Annotated in this window: 7 protein-coding genes and 3 pseudogenes; 3 read left to right on the top strand and 7 right to left on the bottom strand. The window is 46.2% G+C overall.

Annotation, left to right across the window (positions count from 1 at the left end; genetic code table 11):
• Nucleotide 1 precedes the first annotated feature (1 nt).
• The 6 genes and pseudogenes from NF418_RS02815 to NF418_RS02795 all read right to left on the bottom strand — a co-directional run.
• A complete protein-coding gene (locus NF418_RS02815) occupies nt 2-268 on the bottom strand; it encodes a hypothetical protein (RefSeq protein ID WP_256778343.1) in 267 nt (88 codons plus the stop codon).
• Between the two features lie 23 nt (nt 269-291).
• A complete protein-coding gene (locus tag NF418_RS02810; RefSeq protein ID WP_256778342.1) occupies nt 292-1,041 on the bottom strand; it encodes a glucose-6-phosphate isomerase in 750 nt (249 codons plus the stop codon).
• Nucleotides 1,042-1,052: 11 nt separating this feature from the next.
• Nucleotides 1,053-3,689, bottom strand: coding sequence for a DNA polymerase I (gene polA / locus NF418_RS02805; protein WP_256778341.1), 2,637 nt, complete (start codon nt 3,687-3,689; stop codon nt 1,053-1,055).
• A gap of 125 nt (nt 3,690-3,814) precedes the next feature.
• Entirely contained in the window at nt 3,815-10,354 is a 6,540-nt protein-coding gene (locus tag NF418_RS02800; RefSeq protein WP_256778340.1) for a ZmpA/ZmpB/ZmpC family metallo-endopeptidase, read from the bottom strand.
• A gap of 626 nt (nt 10,355-10,980) precedes the next feature.
• A pseudogene (locus NF418_RS10655) lies at nt 10,981-11,106 on the bottom strand (LPXTG cell wall anchor domain-containing protein); the annotation flags it as partial.
• A 105-nt stretch (nt 11,107-11,211) separates the two neighbouring features.
• Nucleotides 11,212-17,526, bottom strand: a pseudogene (locus NF418_RS02795) (hypothetical protein); the annotation flags it as partial.
• Between the two features lie 1,978 nt (nt 17,527-19,504).
• Here NF418_RS02795 and NF418_RS02790 point away from each other — a divergent pair.
• The 3 genes from NF418_RS02790 to NF418_RS02780 all read left to right on the top strand — a co-directional run bounded on the left by NF418_RS02790 (nt 19,505) and on the right by NF418_RS02780 (nt 23,242).
• Nucleotides 19,505-19,756: a hypothetical protein gene (locus NF418_RS02790; RefSeq protein ID WP_256778339.1), complete on the top strand. Its 252-nt coding sequence runs from the start codon at nt 19,505-19,507 to the stop codon at nt 19,754-19,756.
• Nucleotides 19,757-21,754: 1,998 nt separating this feature from the next.
• On the top strand, nt 21,755-22,039 hold the full coding sequence (locus NF418_RS02785; protein ID WP_256778338.1) for a hypothetical protein: 285 nt from the start codon (nt 21,755-21,757) through the stop codon (nt 22,037-22,039).
• Between the two features lie 1,035 nt (nt 22,040-23,074).
• Nucleotides 23,075-23,242: a hypothetical protein gene (locus NF418_RS02780; RefSeq protein ID WP_172000303.1), complete on the top strand. Its 168-nt coding sequence runs from the start codon at nt 23,075-23,077 to the stop codon at nt 23,240-23,242.
• Between the two features lie 392 nt (nt 23,243-23,634).
• On the opposite strand, the pseudogene NF418_RS10650 reads toward NF418_RS02780, so the two are convergent.
• Nucleotides 23,635-23,874: pseudogene (locus tag NF418_RS10650) on the bottom strand (accessory Sec-dependent serine-rich glycoprotein adhesin); the annotation flags it as partial.
• Nucleotides 23,875-24,471 lie beyond the last annotated feature (597 nt).

Below are 24,471 nucleotides of genomic sequence, written 5' to 3'. Positions count from 1 at the left end.
TTTAGGATACATCAAATCGAAAGATAAATAGAAATAAAACAAGTGCAAGGATTGCCACCAAGCGAATGGTCTTCCCTTCCTTTTCTGTCAGCCGTGTCCGATTGGGTAGTTTTGGAAATACAAACATCAAGACAGCATAGGAGGCACAACCGAGATTGGCCAGGTAATTGATTTTAGTAACCCTGGCTAATACCATACCTAATAGACAAAACCCAAATCCAACCCAAAATTGCTGACCATAGGTTCTAGTCTTCAACCAGTCTACCATCTGCTACCTCATTCTAGCTAACTTTACTTCTTAGAAATATTGTACAAAACGTCCTTGAGCTCGCCAATTGTTTTCTTAAGGTTAGTACGGTCCTTGTCCAAACCTGGATCTAGAGAGTAATAAATGGAACCAACGACAACTGAATCATCATAGGCACCTGTCGATTCCATACGGTAGAAGGTAATACGAGCCATTTTTTGATCCTTCATAATTTGACGACCCACCTGCCATTCTTGACCATTAATGGTAACAATGGTTTTTTCAACAAAGGAATGGTTGGTTTCAGCCATACGAGCCTCCAATTCTTCCGGTGTCATATTACGCCCCTCTTCAAGAGGAGATTTGTTGAAAGCATTGATGTTGTAAAGCTGGACCATAAAGTTGCTAGAATCAACTTTTACATCATAGACTGCAGCCACAGTTTCATCTTCTGTGTTCTCAGCATTGATAGTCCAATTGGCAGGAACATCATAGTAACGGAAATATTCCTTGATGTTCCCAGCTTCATCCTTCTCTGCAACACCATTGTTGGCAGCATGAATCTTATGTCCTTTTTGCGTCTCATCTGCTGGTGGAGTGGCATTAACCACAACAAGAGGGGCGTTAGCAAGAACATTCATAGTTTCGTTACTTGTGTCTTGTTTCTCTTTTAAAATAGGTAATTGTGTTGAAAAATCAGCTCCTGACGGGTTTGTTCCCGTATTTTCCTGTTTTTCTCCACAGCCTGCTAAAAGCAAGCCACATAATCCAATACATACTAGTGTTTTCTTCATGTCATTCCTTTCTATTTGGCTTCATACCAAGTCTGTCCATCATTTTCATCGGCAATCAATGGGACTGACAAGGCGATGGCTGATTCCATTGTTTCTTTAACGAGGGCTTTTACAGTTTCCAATTCTGCTCTTGGTACTTCAAGTACAATCTCATCGTGTACCTGAAGGAGCATCCGTGTTGACAAACCTGCTTCTTCAATGGCCCTGTCCAAGTTGATCATGGCTACCTTGAGAATATCGGCAGCAGATCCTTGAATTGGGGAGTTGATAGCTGTCCGTTCCGCAAAATTGCGGACATTGAAATTACGGGAATTTATTTCTGGCAATTCCCGACGGCGTTTGTAGATAGTCTCTACAAAGCCCTTATCTCGCGCTTCACGGACAATGGTTTCCATATAATTCTTGATTCCAGGGAAACGCTCAAAGTAGGTATCAATATAGTCCTTGGCTTCCTTACGAGTAATGCCCAGGTTGTTGGACAAGCCGAAATCTGAGATACCGTAAACCACACCGAAGTTAACTGCCTTGGCGTTGCGACGGTCATTTGCCGTCACATCTTCAGCCTTTTCAATACCGAAGACCCGCATGGCCGTCGAGGTATGGATATCTACACCTTTTTGGAAGGCCTCTATCAAATGCTCATCCTTAGAAATATGTGCCAAGACCCGCAATTCAATCTGTGAGTAATCCGAAGCCAGAAGAACACTGTCTTCAAGCGACGGCACAAAGGCCTTACGAATCAAGCGACCTTGTTCCAGACGAACAGGGATATTTTGCAGGTTGGGGTCCGTCGAAGACAGACGACCAGTTTGGGTCAAATCCTGTACATAACGAGTATGGATCTTGCCGTCTTCTAAAATGGCATCCTGCAAGCCGATAACATAGGTTGATTGGAGCTTGGTAATCTGGCGGTAGTCCAAGATCTTGGATACGACTGGGGCGATTGGAGCAAGCCGTTCTAAGACATCCACTGCTGTTGAGTAGCCTGTCTTGGTTTTCTTGGTGTATTCCAAAGGCAAGCCCATGTCTTCAAAGAGAATAGTTCCCAGTTGTTTTGGCGAGTTGATATTAAATTCCTGACCTGCCAACTCGTAGATTTCCTTGGTCAGCTGTTCAATCAAAACTTCATTTTCAGCCTGCATGGTTTGTAGAGTTTCTTTTTGAACCTTAATCCCTGTGATTTCCATTTTGGCTAGGACATTTGCCAGAGGCAATTCCATATCAAAGAGCAATGAAACCTGCTGGTTTTCTTCCAGTTTTTCCAGCATAAGAGCTTCTGTTTCGATAAGAACTTGAAGCTTGTTGGCAAGATGTGGGAAGAAATCCGCACGTTCGGGAAGAGCCAGTTTTGCTCCCTTGCCATAGACCACCTCGTCTGGCACCACACGGGTCTGACCATAGAGGTTGGCAATAGTGGTGATGGCATTGTCTTCGACTGTTGACAGGAGGTACTTGGCCAAACGGCTGTCAAAGCTCGCTAATGGCAAGTCAATGCCCTGACGGGCTAGAAGAACTTTACCACGTTTAAAATCATAGGTTTTAACAGGCTGTTTTTCTAAGAAGTCACGCAAGATTGGGCTGTCGAGGAGTTCTGGCCCCCCAACATAAATCTGCTCCTTGTCTCCCCAAGATAGTCCCACCAAGTCTTCTCGGTGGTAGTTTTCACCCAAGATTTCAAAATAGAAAAATTGATCTGCGTGTAGCATGTCCTCAGTCAATTCGGTGACTGTTTGAAACTCGACTGCAGGAAGTTCTTCCTCAGCGCTGGTTCCCAATTGAGCCCGCAACTGTTTGAAGCCCATGTCATCGTAGAATTGTCCTAGTTCTTCTAGTTTTGGACCTTGGTAAACAATATCATCTAGTCCAATTTCGATTGGAGCATTTGTGTCGATGGTGGCAAGGATTCGAGAAAGAAATGCTTGTTCCTTGTCAGCAATCAAGTTTTCCTTCATCTTTGAAGCCTTCATACTGTCGATGTTTTCGTAAATGCCATCCAGTGACCCGAATTCTGTCAGAAGTTTGAGGCCTGTCTTTTCACCGATTTTGGTCACGCCAGGGATGTTATCGGATTTATCACCCATGAGTGCTTTGAGGTCGATAAACTGAGTGGGAGTGATACCCATTTTTTCCATGAGGTAGGCTGGGGTAAATTCTTCGAATTCGGCGACACCTTTCTTGGAAATCTCAACTACGGTGTTCTCGTCTGTCAGCTGGATCAAGTCCTTGTCACCGCTGACAATGGTCACATCGAAAGGGATGTCTGTCCGCTCTGCCATTTTGTCCAAGGTACCGATAATATCGTCTGCCTCGTACTGAGCTAGCTCATAATGCTTGACCCCCATAGCATCCAGCATCTGACGAATGAAGGGAAACTGCTCGCGGAACTCGTCGGGTGTCTTGGCACGACCTGCCTTGTAATCGGCGTACATCTCAGTACGGAAGGTTGTCTTGCCTGCGTCAAAAGCAACGAGAATGTGGGTCGGCTCAATCCGCTTCATCATGTGGTCCAGCATGAGGTTGAAGCCGTAAATGGCGTTGGTATGCAGACCATTGGCGTTCTTGAAGCGGTCAATTTGATTATAAAGTGCAAAGAAGGCACGGAAGGCTACCGAAGAGCCATCGATGAGTAATAATTTATTTTTTTTCATGTTTCTATTATAGCATGGATGGGGTGGAATGTTGGAAAAACTATCCTACTCCCCATATAAAATCTCACTCTTTTTCATTTGAAAGAAAACTCCCCCTTCTTTTTAGGGAAGAGGAAGTGTTTCCTTTATTTGAAAATGGACGTTCTAAAGTCGTTGGTCGTCCGTAAGAGAGCATTGTATATCCGCTCTTTCAGATGGTTGACCATACTTGTTCTCGGATCTGACAATACTTTTGTCATGTATTGTGCATCATAACGAACAGCTTCATCCATTAAGTCTTGCAACTGCTTGAAGCTAGTAATACGAATGGTATTAGCTGAATTTAGGACACCTGATTGATACTGTATAGTGAAGTCGATCAAATTATCTTTCTGATCAATACGTCGTTGGTACATGGCTTTCTTGAAGTCTGCCCAATCCTTGTATTCACTATCAAAAATATGTGCAAAGACACGATTGTCGGTCACTTTCCCAACTTCTCTACCAAACCAGTTATCATAGATTTTCTCACCTTCTTGGAAGGCTTGTGGTCCTAATTGACTCGATACATATGGTAAGAACCCATCTGTGTAGCCTTTTTCAGCTAGTAACTCGAAGGCCATCCGTCTGAACATAAGGTCACCTGGTGAACCTTCTGGATTATGGAGACTCGCATAAATTGGTGACATCATGCTGATATTGTAGTAGCCATTATGTTCGAGTTGAATGGAAGGATTTGATAGGTTTCTAGCGTTCACATAATTCCGTGCATTGATGATATTCTTTTCAATCAAATCATCTAGAGTTTTCAGGCTGCCCACTTCATCACCAGTGAGCATTTGCAGATTATTTCCTGCATGAACAGAGGTTCTACCACCTTCTGTTTTATACCAGTTACCAATCTTGCGGAACCAATCCATCTTGGTTTTATCATTTTGTTTCAGAACAGAATCTGCTTCTAAATAATCTAACAGATAGATAGCATCAAACATCTGTCTAGAATATGTGTTCAAATCTTCCTCTGACCGGTAACGTTCCAACGGATTGGCAGCATGATAACGGTGACTATCATCGACATTTCCAGTAAACATCATATTGATACCAATGATTGGCTGAGTGACTGCTGTTGGGTTTTGTAGCATACCCTGTGCAAAGAATTCTGCTAGCTGTCCTTGTCGGCGACCATACCCCTTGAAGAAGATATTGCTATCGAAATTATGTACCATTTCATGAGTAAATACAGAAGAACCATATTGATCCAATACGCGTGAATCCTCAAATTGAGTATAGACACCAGTCGCATAGGCAGCGGAACCAAAGTATTGTGCCCATTTTCCAACAGGACCGTAGAAGTCGCGAATAGAGTTATATTGTGTATCTGCCAAGGTCGCCCAATGATTTGGCTTACCGAACCAATATCCTTCAAAGTTTGGGAAGCTTTGGAAGAGTTTCTCTCTGTTGGTCTCATCCAAGAGTCTGTACCAGGTGTCAAAGAAGGTTCCTTGCCACTTAGCACCCGTAGCTAATTTTTCATCCATGTACTCACTAATATCTCGTCCTTTAGCCTCTTCAGCATTACGGTAACGATCAAGTGAACCTACTGTCAATGTTGCCATTGTAGAAAGTAGATAGATACTTTGATCTGGTAAAGTCAGAAGAGGCAAGAGCATATTGCGATAATTCCAATTTGGACTAGAGATTCGGTCGTAGACGCCCAGACTATACTTGCTATCTGGAGTGGCATTCTCTTGTTTGGTAGCCACTTCTGGAATGGTAGATTTGACTTCCACAATCTTAGCCTTGGTATTATCACGTAACCATTGGTTATTTGACTTGGTCGGTAGGAAGAGTGAGCGGTAGGATTCCAAATAATTGAACAAATCTGATTTTTTCTTAGCATCTTTCAAGAATCCGGCAAAAGTTGTCACGTTGTTACGTGGTCGAAGATTATCATAACCTGACTTACCAAGTTCAATAATCGTATCTAAGGCGGATGCCTCTTGATTACCAAAGAAGTCTAGTTTGAAAATTGAGAGGTCTTTAACATTAATGGAATCATAGTTGATGTTATACCAGCGATTGAGGTAGGCAAGACCGAGGAGTAAGGCTTCCTTATTGTTGGCAATCTTATGAACAAGATAGTTCTGAACAGAACTTCCGACAGAATTAATAGCCTTGTCCGCTGTTAATAATTTAACCAATTGTGCACCAATAGCTGATTTAACAGTATTGAAGCTATCTTCAAGGTAGAGTGCCCAAAGTGGTCGTTCAACATCCGTATCTTTCAGTGTCGTCACACCCAAATCAATAGCCCAGTCATTGACATTCGGCAATTTTTCCTTGCTATCCTTGTCCTTATTCTCATCCTCCTTGGCTCGAATATAACCTACGGTTGGCTGATTTTCAATTCCCAGGGTTCTCTCTACGCCTGATGAATTAAATTGAATAGCGGATAATTCTTGAATCAGATTTGTCAAGGCTGTTGTCGAATGATTGCTTACAAAGGACTCTGGTGTGTAGAGGATATCAGTACCAGTCAGTTTGTATTCTGCAATAGCCGAATTTGTAAAGTCCCCGACATAGTTCAAGTTCACATATTCAACCTTATTGTCGGCAAAGTGGAGCATAAGGCGATTAATAGCTGTCTTATCAGTATGTAAATCTGTGACAATCCTATCATTTACCATCGGAACCACGTCGATCAAGGCTGTTTGAGCCAACTTGTGATCAGTTGGGATAGCCTTGGCTGCTTGGACAAGGAACTCCTTGTTATAGAATGGTAGGAGTTTTTCCATATTCGCATAGGTCACATCTCTGCCTTGGCTCGCACTAGATAGGGTTCTGTAGTCAACTGAATAGCGATTTCCGCCTGCTTTTGTCAAGCTATCTTCTACCGTACTAGATAGTCCTAGACCGGCCAAGCGATTTCTAAGAGCATCTTTTGAAATAATAGCTGCCCATTTTTCTGGCTTGCCTTTTACGGATTGGCTAACTGCACCATTTTGGATATTAGCATCCTGATAATTAACATCGCCATGAAGCAAGTGTCCGTTGATGACATCAACTTCACTGAGAACATTGTTTACGGAACCATTTGACCAAGTAGAACCAATCACTCCACCGGTTTGTCCTTCTTTACTTAGGTTGGTAATCCGGCCTTTAGCATAGGCTTTTTCAAGTCTAGCACCCTCTTTCACCATACCAGCAACACCACCTGTTCGGTAGGTTCCGAATCGGGCCGACAGACTCATATCAATATCTGCCTTGGCTTGACTAATAACCGTACCGTTACCTGACGCTGTACCGATGACACCGCCTAAGTTTGAGTCAGGAAGAAGATTGCTGGTAGCAGTGATTTGACCTTGATAGGAAACATTGGTCATCTTGGTTTGATTGCTTGCTTCATAGACCAGACCACCGATGTGTCCAGCCGCAATAATACTACCTTGGGCTGCTACATTTTGAATGCTGGCATTTTTTGCCTCCTTAGCCAAGGCACCAATTTTATCTTGGTCCGTCTTGATAGAGAGGTTTACTAGATCTAGGTTTTGAATAGTCGCACCATTCAAGACATTGAACAATGGCTTGGTAAGGTGATGGATAGCAAAGGATTGATTATTGTGACTACCGATCAATTTTCCACGGAATTCATTTGTCACATAGCTACTTGCATCGCTAGACAAACTAATTTCATCAGCTGTCATATCCGCACCCAAGACATATTCACCATTAGGATTATTTTGAATAGCTTCAACCAATTCTTTAAAGGAAGTATAAACACCATTTTGTGTCGGTACTTGCTTATCAATATAGAAGGTGAAGTTTGGTTGGTAGCCTGTGGCTGAATCCTGTACCAATTGATCAACGGAAGCCGTCAATTTATATTTGATTTTTCCATTATCAGTGACTTCTTCTGCCTTAGTTACTGGAAGCAAGATTTCCTTGAAGCGATCTGATTTGATCTTCACAAAATAATTGTCAAGATTGGTCGGTCTGTCTTTCAAGGTTAGGTAACGGCGATAGCGTTGGTCTTCCAAGCTATATAACTCAACTGCATCAATATCCTTGATTTCAATCTTCTTATAATCTAAGCGGAAATTCCGAACATCATCTTCGATTTTTTCCTGGTTGCCTTGTCCCAGATTATAGATAAGCTTGGTCTTGATTCGGTAGTCTGTATAGTAATCCAGATTTGTCAAGACTAATCCTTGGTTGACATCAGAAATTGCATACTGACCAACTTCAGTATCTCCCTTGTAGAGAATAGCTAGAGCGGATTGATAGGTTCTTGTTTCATCCGATAGAGCATAGCTAACAGTTGCACTACGACTGTCTGGATTTGTGACCAGATTTGTCATTCTCAAGCTCGGTACAGTTCCCTGTCTTCTACCAACTTCCACAATTTGAGAAGTCGGCTCTTTAGTAATGACCGGTTCTTCTTCTACTCTTTTAATAACCTGTCCATTGATCTTATAAATCTTGGTTACGAATTTCTTCTCACCTTTCACTCCTTGACGAGTGATACGAGTTTGCCCTGCAGGTAGGTTTGAAGTCGGCACTTCTTCAATAGTGAAATTGATTTCTTCTGTACGTTCTGATTCTGTTGTCTCAATAGTTAGACTAGGTAGACTGTGCTTGATGTTTTCTTTTGGTACTTCTGTTACAACACGTGTCCCTACCTGGACAATATGGTCTTTAGCTGGTGTTACTTTCCGTGAAATGGTCTCACGTCTGACTTCCACGCCGTCTCGTTTATAGACTCTGACAAGAGTTTCTATACTACCTTTTTTACCTTCCTGGCTGACTTCCCTCACACCATAAAGTAACTGGTCATTAGCTTGTTCGACTGTCTTAAAGTCAAGATCTTCTTTGATTGTGATATCTTCATGAGTTTCAACTGGAGTCGGTGGCTGTGGATTTTCTTCCGGATGAACTGGTGTGGTCGTTCCGCCCGTATCTGGAGTGGTTGACTCCGTTGGTTGCGTTGGTGCAGGAGTTTCTTCCGGTTGTTCTGGGGTGCTTGTGCTACCTGTATCTGGAGTGGTTGACTCCGTTGGTTGCGTTGGCTCTGAAGTTTCTTCCGGATGTTCTGGGGTAGTTGTACCGCCTGTGTCTGGAGCGGTTGACTCCGTTGGTTGCGTTGGCTCTGAAGTTTCTTCCGGATGAACTGGGGTGCTTGTGCCACCTGTATCTGGAGTGGTTGACTCCGTTGGTTGCGTTGGCTCAGTAGTTTCTTCCGGTTGTTCTGGGGTAGTTGTGCCGCCTGTATCTGGGGTGGTTGACTCCGTTTGTTGCGTTGGCTCAGTAGTTTCTTCCGGTTGTTCTGGGGTAGTTGTACCGCCTGTATCTGGAGTGGTTGGTTCCACTGGAGTAGTTGGTTGTGGATTTTCCTCTGGCTGAACTGGTGTGGTCGTTCCGCCTGTATCTGGAACTGGTGCATCCGATGGAGGAGTTGGCTCAGTAGTTTCTTCCGGTTGTTCTGGGGTAGTTGTGCCGCCTGTATCTGGAGTGGTTGGTTCCACTGGAGTCGTTGGGGTAATCGGAGTACCACTTTCCCCTGGAGTGGTCGCAGAACCTGAATCTGGAAGAGTCGGTGTCGCTGGCTCTGTTGGTTGGTTCACCTCAGCTACTTTAGTTCCTTTATAAACAACCGTGCTGACTGGTTCAACCTCCTCACGCTTCAGCTCTTTTCTGGAAATGAGTTGCCCTTCTACAAAAACATCCTCATAAGTCACACGAATAAGGCCTGCTTTACCTTCCACAACCTTGGTTTCGCCGACTAATAACTCCTCTGTTTCAACAACCTTAGTCGGCACTTCAGTAAACTGCTCTTCAACGCTTTCTTTCACTTCAACTGAAAGACGTGGTTTTTCCTCTGCAAGTGGAGCTACCTCAGAAACTGCCGTTATCAAGGCCTGCTCTTCACCTGACGCTCCGTCAATATTGGTCTGATTGGAGCCATTATTCTCCACTAGCTCACCATTTGAAGCAGTTCCTTCTTTTTCAGGAGCAATTGCAGAGCTACTAGACACATCTTTGCCAGTTTCTATATTTGACTCAGATTTATCTAGTTCAGTAGAGGCAGGCAGAGCTTCTTTTCCTGATTCAGGCTGGGCTTTTTCTTTAATATAGCCCAAATAAGTATAGCCTGAGATATCCAACGGTTTTGGCAACTGATCACCAACAGAAAGTGTCAAGCTTTGATTGTATTGTGCCAATACCTGGTTACTAATAGCCATAACTGATGGAGCTAATAGACTTGCACCTGTGGCCGTTAGGAGAAATACTCCCAACCATTCTTTGCCACCTGTTTTTCGCTTACGAATAGCAACAACTAATAGGGAAGCACCTGTTACTGCCAATACCGCATTAAGCCTCATATCGCCAGTTTTTGGCAACTGTCCCTCAGGCTTATTCGCACGATAGACCAAATAATACACCTGATCTTCTTTCTCCACCAAGCCAGGTAGGCCATTTTCCAATAGGCTCTTCTCCTGACTTGTCAACTCAGATTCTACCACATAACGAAAATCAATCGTTTTTGCCTCTGCCTGAGCCTGTACCTGTGGTGCATTCATCAATCCCAAAGACAGGAACAAACTAGCTATAGTCGCTGAAACCAAGCCCACACCTGTTTTGCGGAAGGAAAAACGTTGCACCTTTTCACGAGAATGTGATGAACTCATATTCTTTCTCCTTGTGTATGTCATTATATTAATCATATATTTTTTGGAAGAAAAAATCAAGTTAAATCTAGTAGAAACCACGCATTTTAACCAATTTCCGACTCATTTTGTAAACGTATACAGCACACCTTATTTTTATAAGTTATCGAACAAAGAAAATATATTCCTCTTAATTTTAAAAAACGATCATGGCTGTCCACATTTTGAATCAACCATTGCGTCCTACCACTCTAATTTATTGTGAACTATAATGATATGGATTATTTGTCTAAAAACATCAAACGAGCTGAATCAGATGGTAGTAGTTTAAAAATTGAAGAACTCTAAAACTATTTTAGAATCGGATTTCTAGCGCTATCTGTCAAAGTTATCCTTTCCTAATTCAAGTCTTTATAGTATAGACAGTTTGTTTTTCCCTTATTGAATCATTAACCCAATTTACCTAATTTCACTATAACCTGCAGCTCCTTGACTTGTACTAAAAGAAACAAACCTACAATTAAATTTGTAGGCTCCTACATTTTTGAAATAATAAAAAACTCTGTAATCATCGTAATGAGTTGATTCACTACTAAATTACAGAGTTTTACAAAAATTTTCAGATTACCTACATTATCGGTCTCTAACTATTCAGTTTCTTCGTCTTTTTTACGACGACGTCTTGCTGTAAGAGCAAAGGCACCTAGCAACATTGCAGCGCTAACTGCACCCGCTAGTTCTATCCTCTCTTCACCTGTGCTTGGTAGTCTTGTAAGTTTTGGACTTGTTGATTCAGAAGTCGAGGTGCTGGTCGATGCCGATTCAGATGCGGACTCGCTGGCACTCATACTTGCGGAAGTTGACGCACTGGTCGAGGCGGACTCGCTGGCACTCATACTTGCCGAAGTAGACGCACTGGTTGATGCTGATTCGCTTGCTGATGTACTTGCCGATGTTGACGCACTAGTCGAGGCGGACTCGGAAGCACTTGTGCTTGCTGAGGCCGATGCACTCGTGGACGCTGACTCTGAAGCTGATGTGCTTGCTGAGGTAGACGCACTTGTTGAAGCCGACTCGCTGGCACTCATACTTGCCGAAGTAGACGCACTAGTCGACGCTGACTCACTAGCACTCATACTTGCCGAAGTAGACGCACTAGTCGACGCTGACTCGGAAGCACTTGTGCTTGCTGAGGTAGACGCACTAGTTGAGGCTGACTCGGAAGCACTTGTGCTCGCTGAGGTAGACGCACTAGTCGAGGCTGACTCGCTAGCTGACGTACTTGCCGAAACCGATGCACTTGTTGAAGCCGACTCGCTTGCTGACGTACTTGCCGATGTTAACGCACTGGTCGACGCTGACTCGCTGGCACTCATACTTGCCGAAGTAGACGCACTGGTTGATGCTGATTCGCTTGCTGATGTACTTGCCGATGTTGACGCACTAGTCGAGGCTGACTCGCTGGCACTCATACTTGCTGAAGTTGACGCACTTGTTGAAGCCGACTCGCTGGCTGATGTACTTGCTGAAGTTGACGCACTAGTTGAGGCTGACTCGCTTGCACTCATACTTGCTGAAGTTGACGCACTAGTCGACGCTGACTCTGAAGCTGATGTGCTTGCTGAGGTAGACGCACTAGTTGAAGCCGACTCGCTGGCTGATGTACTTGCTGAAGTTGACGCACTGGTCGACGCTGACTCGCTGGCTGACGTGCTTGCTGAGGTCGATGCACTGGTCGAAGCAGATTCGCTGGCACTTGTACTTGCTGAGGTCGATGCACTGGTCGAGGCTGACTCGCTGGCACTTGTGCTTGCTGAGGTCGATGCACTGGTCGAAGCGGACTCGCTGGCTGACGTGCTTGCTGAGGTAGACGCACTAGTTGAGGCCGACTCGCTTGCTGATGTACTTGCTGAGGTCGAGGCGCTAGTTGAAGCCGACTCGCTTGCTGATGTACTTGCTGAAGTTGACGCACTAGTCGATGCGGACTCGGAGGCACTTGTGCTCGCTGAAGTTGACGCACTGGTCGAGGCCGACTCACTGGCACTGGTACTTGCGGAAGTCGAGGCGCTAGTTGAAGCCGACTCGGATGCGGACGTACTTGCGGAAGTCGAGGCGCTAGTTGAAGCTGACTCGGATGCGGATGTACTTGCTGAGGTCGAGGCACTGGTCGATGCGGACTCGCTGGCTGACGTACTTGCGGAAGTCGAGACGCTAGTTGAAGCTGACTCGGATGCGGATGTACTTGCTGAGGTTGACGCACTGGTCGAAGCGGACTCGCTGGCTGACGTACTTGCGGAAGTCGAGGCGCTAGTTGAAGCTGACTCGGATGCGGATGTACTTGCTGAAGTAGATGCGCTGGTTGATGCCGACTCGCTGGCACTCATACTTGCCGATGTTGACGCACTGGTCGACGCGGACTCACTGGCTGACGTGCTTGCTGAAGTTGACGCACTTGTTGATGCGGACTCGCTTGCTGACGTGCTTGCCGATGTTGACGCACTAGTCGAGGCTGACTCGCTTGCTGACGTGCTTGCTGAGGTTGATGCACTAGTCGATGCCGACTCGCTTGCCGATGTTGACGCACTAGTCGAGGCTGATTCGCTAGCTGACGTACTTGCCGAAGTCGACGCACTAGTCGAGGCGGACTCGCTTGCACTCATACTTGCGGATGTTGACGCACTAGTTGAGGCTGACTCGGAAGCACTTGTGCTTGCTGAGGTCGACGCACTGGTCGACGCTGACTCGCTGGCTGAAGTGCTTGCTGAGGTCGACGCACTGGTCGACGCTGACTCGCTGGCTGAAGTGCTTGCTGAGGTTGATGCACTAGTCGATGCCGACTCACTAGCTGACGTACTTGCTGAAGTAGACGCACTCGTCGATGCGGACTCAGATGCTGAGGTCGATGCTGATTCTGACGCTGAGGTGCTTGCTGACTCAGACGCTGAGGTACTTGCTGAGGTCGACGCACTCGTCGATGCGGACTCGCTGGCTGACGTACTTGCAGAAGTCGATGCACTGGTCGATGCGGACTCGCTGGCTGACGTGCTTGCTGATTCTGACGCTGAGGTCGATGCTGACTCAGATGCTGATGTTGATGCGGATTCAGACGCTGAGGTCGATGCTGACTCAGACGCTGAGGTTGATGCTGATTCAGATTCTGAGGTCGAGGCGGACTCGCTGGCACTGGTACTTGCTGAGGTAGACGCACTAGTCGAGGCGGACTCGGAAGCACTTGTGCTCGCTGAGGTTGACGCGGACTCGCTGGCTGACGTGCTTGCTGAGGTTGATGCACTGGTCGACGCTGACTCACTAGCTGACGTACTTGCTGAAGTCGACGCACTAGTCGATGCTGACTCAGACGCTGAGGTTGATGCTGATTCAGATGCTGAGGTCGAGGCGGACTCGCTGGCACTGGTACTTGCTGAGGTTGACGCACTAGTCGATGCCGACTCGGAAGCACTTGTGCTCGCTGAGGTGGACGCACTAGTCGAAGCTGATTCGCTGGCACTGGTACTTGCTGAAGTCGATGCACTAGTTGAAGCGGACTCGGATGCGGATGTACTTGCTGAAGTCGATGCGCTAGTTGATGCCGACTCGGATGCGGATGTACTTGCTGAAGTCGACGCACTAGTCGATGCCGACTCGCTGGCTGACGTGCTTGCTGAGGTTGACGCACTAGTTGATGCCGACTCGCTGGCACTCATACTTGCTGAAGTTGACGCACTGGTCGACGCGGATTCACTAGCTGATGTACTTGCTGAGGTTGATGCACTAGTTGATGCCGACTCAGAAGCACTTGTGCTCGCTGAGGTTGACGCACTAGTCGAAGCTGATTCGCTGGCTGACGTACTTGCTGAGGTTGACGCGCTAGTTGAAACCGACTCGGATGCGGATGTACTTGCTGAAGTAGACGCACTAGTTGAAGCGGATTCTGAAGCTGACGTACTTGCGGAAGTCGATGCACTGGTCGATGCGGATTCGCTTGCTGACATGCTTGCTGAGGTAGACGCACTGGTCGACGCTGACTCGCTGGCACTCATACTTGCGGATGTTGACGCACTAGTCGACGCTGACTCGGAAGCACTTGTGCTTGCTGAGGTTGACGCACTGGTCGACGCGGATTCACTAGCTGATGTACTTGCGGATGTTGACGCACTAGTCGATGCCGACTCGGATGCGGATGTACTTGCAGAAGTTGACGCACTAGTTGAGGCTGACTCGCTAGCTGACGTACTTGCTGAAGTAGACGCACTAGTTGAGGCCGACTCGCTAGCACTCATACTTGCAGAAGTTGACGCACTAGTCGACGCTGACTCGCTAGCTGACGTACTTGCTGAGGTTGACGCACTGGTCGATGCGGACTCGGAAGCACTTGTGCTCGCTGAAGTTGACGCACTAGTTGAGGCTGACTCGCTGGCTGATGTGCTTGCTGAGGTTGACGCACTGGTCGATGCAGACTCGCTGGCTGATGCGCTTGCTGAAGTTGACGCACTAGTCGACGCTGACTCGCTGGCTGATGTGCTTGCTGAGGTAGACGCACTAGTCGAAGCAGATTCGCTAGCTGATATACTTGCTGAGGTTGACGCGCTGGTTGATGCCGACTCGGATGCGGATGTACTTGCGGAAGTTGACGCACTAGTCGACGCTGACTCAGAAGCGGACGTACTTGCTGAAGTTGACGCACTAGCCGATGCAGACTCAGAAGCACTTGTGCTCGCTGAGGTTGACGCACTAGTTGACGCGCTAGTTGAAGCCGACTCGCTGGCACTCGTCGATGCGGACTCGGAAGCACTTGTGCTTGCTGAGGTTGACGCACTGGTCGAGGCGGACTCGCTGGCACTCATACTTGCTGAAGTTGACGCACTAGTTGAGGCGGACTCGCTGGCACTCATACTTGCTGAAGTCGACGCACTTGTCGAAGCGGACTCGCTGGCTGATGTGCTTGCGGATGTCGACGCACTAGTCGAAGCAGATTCGCTTGCTGAGGTACTTGCGGATGTTGACGCACTGGTCGAAGCCGACTCGGAAGAACTTGTGCTAGCTGAGGTTGACGCACTGGTCGACGCGGACTCGCTGGCACTCATACTTGCTGAAGTTGACGCACTAGTTGAGGCGGACTCGCTGGCACTCATACTTGCTGAAGTCGACGCACTTGTCGAAGCGGACTCGCTGGCTGACGTACTTGCTGAGGTTGACGCACTAGTCGACGCTGACTCGCTGGCACTCATACTTGCTGAAGTTGACGCACTAGTCGAGGCGGACTCAGAAGCTGACGTACTTGCTGAGGTTGACGCACTAGTCGACGCTGACTCGCTGGCTGAAGTGCTTGCTGAAGTTGACGCACTAGTCGATGCCGACTCGCTGGCACTTGTGCTCGCTGAAGTTGACGCACTAGTTGAGGCTGACTCGCTGGCTGAAGTGCTTGCTGAAGTAGATGCACTGGTCGATGCGGATTCACTAGCTGATGTACTTGCGGAAGTTGACGCACTCGTCGATGCCGACTCGCTTGCGGAAGTCGATGCGCTAGTTGATGCCGACTCGGATGCGGATGTACTTGCGGAAGTTGACGCGCTAGTTGATGCCGACTCGGATGCGGACGTACTTGCTGAGGTTGACGCACTGGTCGAAGCTGACTCGCTGGCTGAAGTGCTTGCTGAGGTAGACGCACTTGTCGAAGCAGATTCGCTAGCTGACGTACTTGCTGAAGTCGATGCACTGGTCGATGCGGATTCACTAGCTGATGTACTTGCGGAAGTTGACGCACTCGTCGATGCCGACTCGCTGGCACTGGTACTTGCTGAAGTAGATGCGCTAGTTGATGCCGACTCGGATGCGGATGTACTTGCCGATGTCGACGCACTAGTTGATGCCGACTCGCTAGCTGATGTGCTTGCTGAGGTAGACGCACTTGTCGAAGCTGACTCGGAAGCTGACGTGCTTGCTGAGGTAGATGCACTAGTCGAGGCTGACTCAGAAGCAGACGTGCTTGCTGAAGTTGACGCACTTGTCGATGCCGACTCGCTTGCGGATGTACTTGCTGAAGTAGATGCGCTAGTTGATGCCGACTCGGATGCGGATGTACTTGCCGATGTCGACGCACTAGTTGATGCCGACTCGCTAGCTGATGTGCTTGCTGAGGTAGACGCACTTGTCGACGCGGACTCGCTGGCACTGGTACTTGCGGAGGTTGACGCACTTGTCGATGCTGACTCAGAAGCTGACGTGCTTGCTGAAGTTGACGCACTTGTCGAGGATGACTCAGAAGCAGACGTACTTGCTGAAGTTGACGCACTGGCCGAAGCTGACTCGCTGGCACTGGTACTTGCAGAAGTTGACGCACTGGTCGAGGCCGACTCGCTGGCTGAAGTACTTGCTGAGGTCGACGCACTGGTCGAGGCTGATTCGCTGGCACTCATACTTGCTGAAGTAGACGCACTAGTCGAGGCGGACTCAGAAGCTGATGTACTTGCTGAGGTCGACGCACTTGTTGAGGCTGACTCGCTGGCTGATGTACTTGCTGAAGTAGACGCACTGGTCGAAGCGGACGCGGAAGAACTTGTGCTTGCCGAAGTCGACGCACTAGTCGACGCTGACTCAGAAGCTGATGTACTTGCGGAGGTTGACGCACTAGTCGACGCTGACTCGCTGGCACTCATACTTGCGGAAGTAGATGCACTGGTCGAGGCTGACTCGCTGGCTGAAGTACTTGCGGAGGTTGACGCACTAGTCGACGCTGACTCGCTGGCACTTGTACTTGCTGAGGTTGACGCACTGGTCGAAGCGGATTCGCTAGCTGATGTACTTGCGGAGGTTGACGCACTAGTCGACGCTGACTCAGAAGCTGATGTACTTGCGGAGGTTGACGCACTAGTCGATGCGGATTCGCTGGCTGACGTGCTTGCTGAGGTTGACGCACTAGTTGAGGCTGACTCGGAAGAACTTGTGCTAGCTGAGGTAGACGCACTCGTGGACGCTGACTCGCTGGCACTCATACTTGCTGAGGTTGACGCACTAGTTGAGGCTGACTCGGAAGAACTTGTGCTAGCTGAGGTAGACGCACTGGTCGAAGCTGACTCGCTGGCACTGATGCTTGCTGAGGTTGATGCACTAGTTGAGGCTGACTCGGAAGCACTTGTGCTTGCTGAGGTCGAAGCACTCATTGAGGCGGACTCAGAAGCTGACGTACTTGCTGAGATTGACGCACTAGTCGATGCGGATTCGCTGGCTGACGTGCTTGCTGAGGTCGAAGCACTGGTCGACGCGGACTCACTTGCTGACGTACTTGCTGAAGTTGACGCACTGGTCGAAGCAGATTCGCTGGCACTTGTGCGTGCTGAGGTCGAAGCACTCATTGAGGCGGACTCGCTGGCTGACGTACTTGCTGAGGTGGACGCACTAGTCGAGGCGGACTCGCTTGCTGATGTACTTGCGGAAGTCGATGCACTTGTCGATGCCGACTCACTAGCACTCATACTTGCCGAGGTGGACGCACTGGTTGAGGCGGATTCGCTTGCTGACGTACTTGCTGAAGTTGACGCACTAATTGAAGCAGATTCAGAGGACGATAGACTTGCTGAGATAGATTCAGATGCTCTATCCGTCACAGTCAACTTGTAGGATTTCTCAGTTTTAGCTCCGTGTGAATCCGTAGCTGTAACAGTAACTGTATAAACTCCTGCAAGTAAGGTTCCTGCTGGAATAACTGAGTTCGGACCGTCGTATACAACTTGTCCAAGTTCATTCACAACTTTAAATGTAACAGCTGTTACTACTCCTGCCTGATTATCTTCAGTATCTGTAACACTCACTCCCTCTGCTACATCAATCGTCGCTTTGCCACTACGATCTACCACTCTATCATTTGCTTCAATAGTTGGTGAAGTATTGTCTTTTACAGTCAATTGGAAATTGCTTGTAGTCGTCGCTCCTGCACTATCCCTAGCTTCAACTTCAACAGTATAGGTTCCTGCTGTTAATTCATTAACGTTGATCGGAGCAGGTTGTCCTTTCAATGCAGTAACCGTTTTTAGAACAGTTCCATCTGGACCTTTAATCTTGTAGGTAACAGAAGTATTATTTGCATCAGTTGTACTACTATCATCTTCCGCATCTGTTACTGTCACAGCTGTAGATAAATCAAGAGTAACCGGTGTGCTATCAGAACGTTTAATAGCTGATAATGAAGTTTGGTCTGAAATAACCGGAGCAGCATTCGTGTAGTTGATAGTCACTGTGACGTCTGCATAGTTCCCTTGGGCATTTGTCATGCGAACCGTCACAGTATGCTGACCTGCTGTGAACGTATGATTTGGCGTACCAACAATGGAATAGGCTGAAATATCCAACAAACCTGACGCGTTACGATAGGTTGTTGACATGGTTCCAAAGGCCGCAAAATTATTTGCCGTCATAGCATTAAGAACAGCCTGCTTGATTTCATCGTCGGTAAACTTAGTATTGCCAGTCAGTGTTTTAGTCAGTGTAGCACTTTGTGGTGTGACAGAAAGCACTTGAAAGCTTGCCTCACCAGTGTTAGCACCATTGTTATTATCAGTGCTCCTATCCGAAACCTGAACATGTCGCGTATAGGAACCTGCCTCAGCCGGAGAGAAGGTGCCTGTTACTTCACCATTGGAATTAATGGTTAGCCCTGTACCTGTATCTCTCAAGCGGATAGTATTGTTATCAACACCACTTCCAGTATCATTAGTACTTGCAACAATATCTACAGGATTTTGCAGAGGAGTACCACCAAAGACATATAGGTTATTTGTCGTAATCGTTGGATTAGTCGTATCTACATATTTAACATTAACACGTACATCCTTATAAGTCCCACTCGCAGTCATCACACGAACAGTTATCGTATGATTTGGACGATAGAGATCTTGAGGATGACTTTCGTTGGCAATGACCTTAGCCGTCAAATTAGCCGCTGCTTTTTGGTTATCATTTCCTGCCAAGACCGCATCGATCGCTGCTTGAGCAATTTCATCATTTGTATACTTGGTACCTGTTACTTCTCTTGTTGCGAGGGTAATCTCACTCGGAACCTCTAGGATGTAAAGAGAAAGATTTTCCTGAGAACTACCTGATGTACCAAGCGTATCTGCTGCTTTTACCTTGCTGGTATACAGATTCTTTTCTGCAGTAGGCGTGCCACTGATGTAGATGGTTTTTGAAGTATTGGCTCCATCGGTAGAAACCGTCAAACCACGGTTGGCTTCTGCTCCACTTGTTGCATCCACGATTGCAACGGTACCGACACCAGTTTGGTCAGTAGCTGTACCAATTTGCAAACGTGTTCCTGCTGCTCCATCTAGTTGCGTAAAGTTAGCATTGGCTACTTTAACTGCTTCATCCTTGAATACAAATACATTGTTGGCAGTAATGTCTACAACTGGTGCCACTTTCTCTGGGTAATCCAGAGTCACTACAACATCTTTGTAAACGCCGGCATCGTCAACTCCATTATAGTCCGTTGTCAAACGAACGGTTACACTACCATCAACTGTAGGAATTTGTGATGTAGTTACATTTGCATCATTAACAGGCGTACCATTTACAAGCAACTTATAAGACAAGCCTGCACCTGCATGGTTACCAGCCAAGGTACTTGCAACGCTAGCTTTTACTTCATTCCAAGTAATCGGTGTATGGTTGGCACGCTGAATAGTAGAGTTGGCTGCCGAGATGACTTGAAGAACCGCTTGGTTATTTGTCGTAGACAAAGGTTGTCCTTGATCATTAGCTGTCAGAACCTGGGTATACTGTCCAACGTTGGCAGATGTTGTCCCGCTGACTATCAACGTGACATTCTTATTACCATCTGTTGAGTTCTTAGCCAAAGTCAAACCTTGTAAATTGCTAGTTCCAGATGTTGTCGTATTAATACCAGTACCTGCATCTGACATCTTAGCCAACTGCAAGCTTTGGGTCATCGCAGTATCTTTGAAGACATAGATAGTACGTGGTTCTGTAATTGTCGGTGCCGTTGTGTCTACATACTTAAATCGAACTTGTACATCCTTATAGACATTTGTCGAAGTCTTCACACGAACCGTCACAGTATGATAGGTTACCGCACCACTACTGTCTCTCTTGACTTCTACAGTGTGATTTGAATTGAGAACGATTGCCTTTTCCAGACCAGCTCCCGCTTTCAAGGTTGCCTTGTTGGCGTTGTTCAATGTACCGTAATCATAATCAACTGCTGCCAAAATTTCAGTGTCTGTAAAACGACTTGTCACCTCACGGCTGCCTAAATCAATATAGGATTGTCCTGCAGAGTCTTTTTGAACAGTGAGACGAGTTCCGTTATTGATAGTAGAAACTGAACCACCTTGCACATCCATAATCATGATGTCTAGCTGTTTCGCAGAAACCGATGTATTATCATAACCATCGACCGCTTTAATTTTGTTATAGTAATCGCCGACCGCCAAATTAGCTACGGTCGTTTTACCGGTTAGATAAACATCAGACTCTTGTGGTTTTGTTGGATCCGTCTGCTTGTTTGGCCCCATCTCAAGCGTCAGACCCTTACCATTCTCGATATTATTGTCGTTGTTGTTAACGATTTGAAGCGTTTTTACTCCAGGAAGGTCAAGGGCAGTAGCGACTTTCAATTTGTCACTATTGGCAGTGAATGTTCCTGCATCAACTAGCTTGACTGTCTCATCACGGAAAACATAGACAGTTTTTGAAGTATCTGTATCATTATCAACGACAATCCGTACTTCAGGTGGATAGTTGACGTAGATGTTGGCGATTGCTTCAACGCCTTGTTTATTCGTTACCTTGACACGAATGATTTTGGTTTCATTGATTTGTGGAAGTGAATCCATTGGTGTATAGGTCAATTCCGCATCCGCAAAATCCCCTGTTCTCCAACCATTGATGATACGGTCTACTTCTGTTTGATCGACACGTTCACCAAAGTTTTTATTGATAACACCACTCGGGATTCTTGTAACACGAACAGCCATACCAGCCGAAGTCGTTACATTGGTACCATCCGACACGTAAATTCTTCGAGCGTGACGACCTGGACCATGTTCAGGGTTTTGACCAACTTGGTTGTCCGACATCAAACGAATCAGTGGCTGATTGTTTTTACTTCTAGCCCAGACATACCCATCTTGATAATAGACTTCGATATTATCCTGAAGAACATCATCCGCAATATTCTGGCCATTTGTTTGGTTAAACTCATCAAGAGTTGCATAACCCCAGTTGGCCGCCAAACGGACACCTGTTACAGCGATATTATCCGACGCTCTCGCTAATCGAATCGCCGTAGGAACGATATTCCCACTGCTATCCACTTTTCCGATAACCGAGTTCTCGAATATTTGTAAGTCTTGTGTCTCTACAACAGGTGGCGTTGTATCTTGAATAGTCGCTACTGTTGCTGCTGAAATGAGGTTAGTCTGGTCATTCAGCACCTCATCAGCTCTGTTATTTTCAACGATAACATTGGTCTTTCCGGTGGTCTGTGTTGCTGAAACGGTCGTTGAAGCCGACATGGCTCCTGTTGGTGCTGTTGCTGTCCAAGTACCGTTTGCTTGCACTACTGCAGTCGTTGTCACACCGTTTGAGAATCTCAGAGTGACTGTACTTCCTGCATTACCCGTACCAGATACAGTTGTAGAAGTACTAGTCAAATTATCATTAATAGTCGGTGCATCTGCTACCTTACTATAGATGGTTTGCGTCTCACCAGCATTAAAGTTAGCCTTAACAACTGGAGAGTTCGTAATGATACCGCGTTGACTAGGATTGATATGCTGGTTAGGTACTGTTCCATTAAAACCACTATTGTTAGTAGTATTGATATTGGCTGTTTTTAAGCGGAGCTTATTGATACCTGTACCATCGGTATTAACTTTCACCTCAAAAGTCAGAGGGGTATTTGCAGTCACTCCGCTAATAAAGAAATATCTCCCCTTAGGAGAACCTCCTTGCAAGGTTTCATCAACAGTCTGAGCATCTAAAGTACCATTTCCTGTCACTTTTGCTGCTCCAAAAGAGCTAGTGCTATCAACGCTAATACCAATACCGACCTTGCCAGCAACTGCTGGTGTAATTGTTACTGTATAGGTCATAACATCTGTATTTGCGTCGTAGCTATATCTCACTTCCTTAACATAGGAAGTAAAGGTTCCTGTAGATAGTGCTCCGCGTGGAAATTCCGTTGAAGGTCTCCTAAAATTAATAACCCCCGAACTGCTGACATCTGTACCATTGGCACCGGGGGTCACTGCCCGTGTCCCGGAACCTTCAACTATAGCAAATTTCCCACCTGCAGCCCCAATCTGATTGATCCGACCTGTTAAAGAGATTGCTGCCTGACCAGCTCTCTTTGCCATAGACTCTAATTCATCTTGACTTGCTGACAAAGAATATCTCAATTCCAAGGCTTCTGACAAGACTTTTTCTGCATTCTGCAAAGCTGTCTGATAACGCTGGTAGCTCGTTGCTGTTGTCGTAGTCGCATCAATCGCTGGCAGTGATAAGGCATGGTTCAAACTCGCAAGAGCATTATCTAGATTCGTATAATCCAGCTCCGTTGTTAGCTGTTCCGTTTCAGACTCACTTGACGAAGAACTATCCAAGCTAGCTGCCAATAGAGCCGTTGTGACTTCAGAACTTGCCGTCGCTGTTCCCGCCACTGCACTATTCAGAAGTGATAAACCTTGACCAACTCCGAAAGTATTGAGTGGAGCTGGCTGGCTACTTGTGGCTGAAACAAGACTAGATCCTGTTTCAGAAGATGATGATGATGAACTGGTTTCAGAAACTTCTGATGTCGAAGACGAAACCGATGTTTCCTCAGTCGATGTCTGGCTTGTTGTACTTGTGCTACTTGTAGATTCTGAAGTAGTCTCGCTCGCTGAAACCTGCTGATCCACAGCTGACGCTTCAGATGAAGACAAGGAAGCCGACTCACTGGCACTCAAAGATGAAGAGTGCGACTCGCTGGCACTCATCGAACTGGATTCGCTAGCACTAAACGACGCCGACTCACTGGCGCTAATCGATGATGATTGACTCTCTACCTCGCTCAGACTGAGTGAGATACTCAATGACGTATCTATAGACTGGCTGAGTGAAAGAGAATGGCTAAGTGAACCTGCTAGTGACTCAGAAGCAGAAAGACTGGCTTCATCCACAATCTCTGTTGAAACTGTCTCGATAACCACATAATCCTGGTTAACAACCGTATCAACAGTACCCTCTGCTTCTTGCTCCATTACAGTCACTTGTTCTTCCGCAAAAGCTGTCGTTACGGCAGTACCTGTAATTGCAGCTCCTGAAGCAAGTACGGCTTTAAGGTAGTCCATACGCTGACGATCCAAACGCTCACTGTTTTCTATGACAGGTAAGGAAATGGTAGCTTGACCCTGACCTCGAATAACACGAAGAAGGTTCAATTGAGACATAACTGTCCGAACCCAGTTCTTACCTGATTTATGCATCTTAACTTTACTTTTTCGATCTATCTCATCAAAATTTTTATTAAACCGTTTTGAATTCATGAATGCTCCTAAGTTGTATTTAACACTATCAAGTTTACTAATTTTAAAATGTACTCAAGAAGTAAACTATCATTTTTATTTTATCATAAATGAATCATTACATCAATAATTATACTAATTTATTCAATCCAAATGAGTACAAAATGTATGTAACTACTTTCCAGCTACATATAGTTTCATCATTTTTACAAATCTTAAATTTCAACTGAGTTAATTTTTCGTATACGAGGAAATTTTCTAGCTTTAACTAACTATTATAGGAAAAATATGATTGGCAAAAATAATGATTCTTCATTATGGAAACAGTTTCAAACGTATAGCAGAATTGAACCTCGTTAACTCAAGCAAAGTACTTATTCGTTAACCTCAGAAATAAACATAGTCTAGCTTAAAGTGGAAAACACTTCGCTTATTTGTAACCGCCCAATAACAAGGTATCTATCCACTCACTCCTTCCTCCGGTATACTGTTATAAAAAACAAACTGGAGGATTTATTATGTCTCAGCCCATCGTCCCATTGACTATTCCCCAATCTCGCCGCTTTGAAAAGAAAAGCAGAAACGATATTCTGATGAGAATTCGTCTCGGAAAAACGG

Origin of the sequence: Streptococcus suis, from assembly GCF_024509555.1 — a bacterium.
Lineage (GTDB): Bacteria > Bacillota > Bacilli > Lactobacillales > Streptococcaceae > Streptococcus > Streptococcus suis_AD.
Note: the sequence above shows the minus strand (reverse complement) of the source record. Positions and strands in the feature narration are given on the sequence as shown.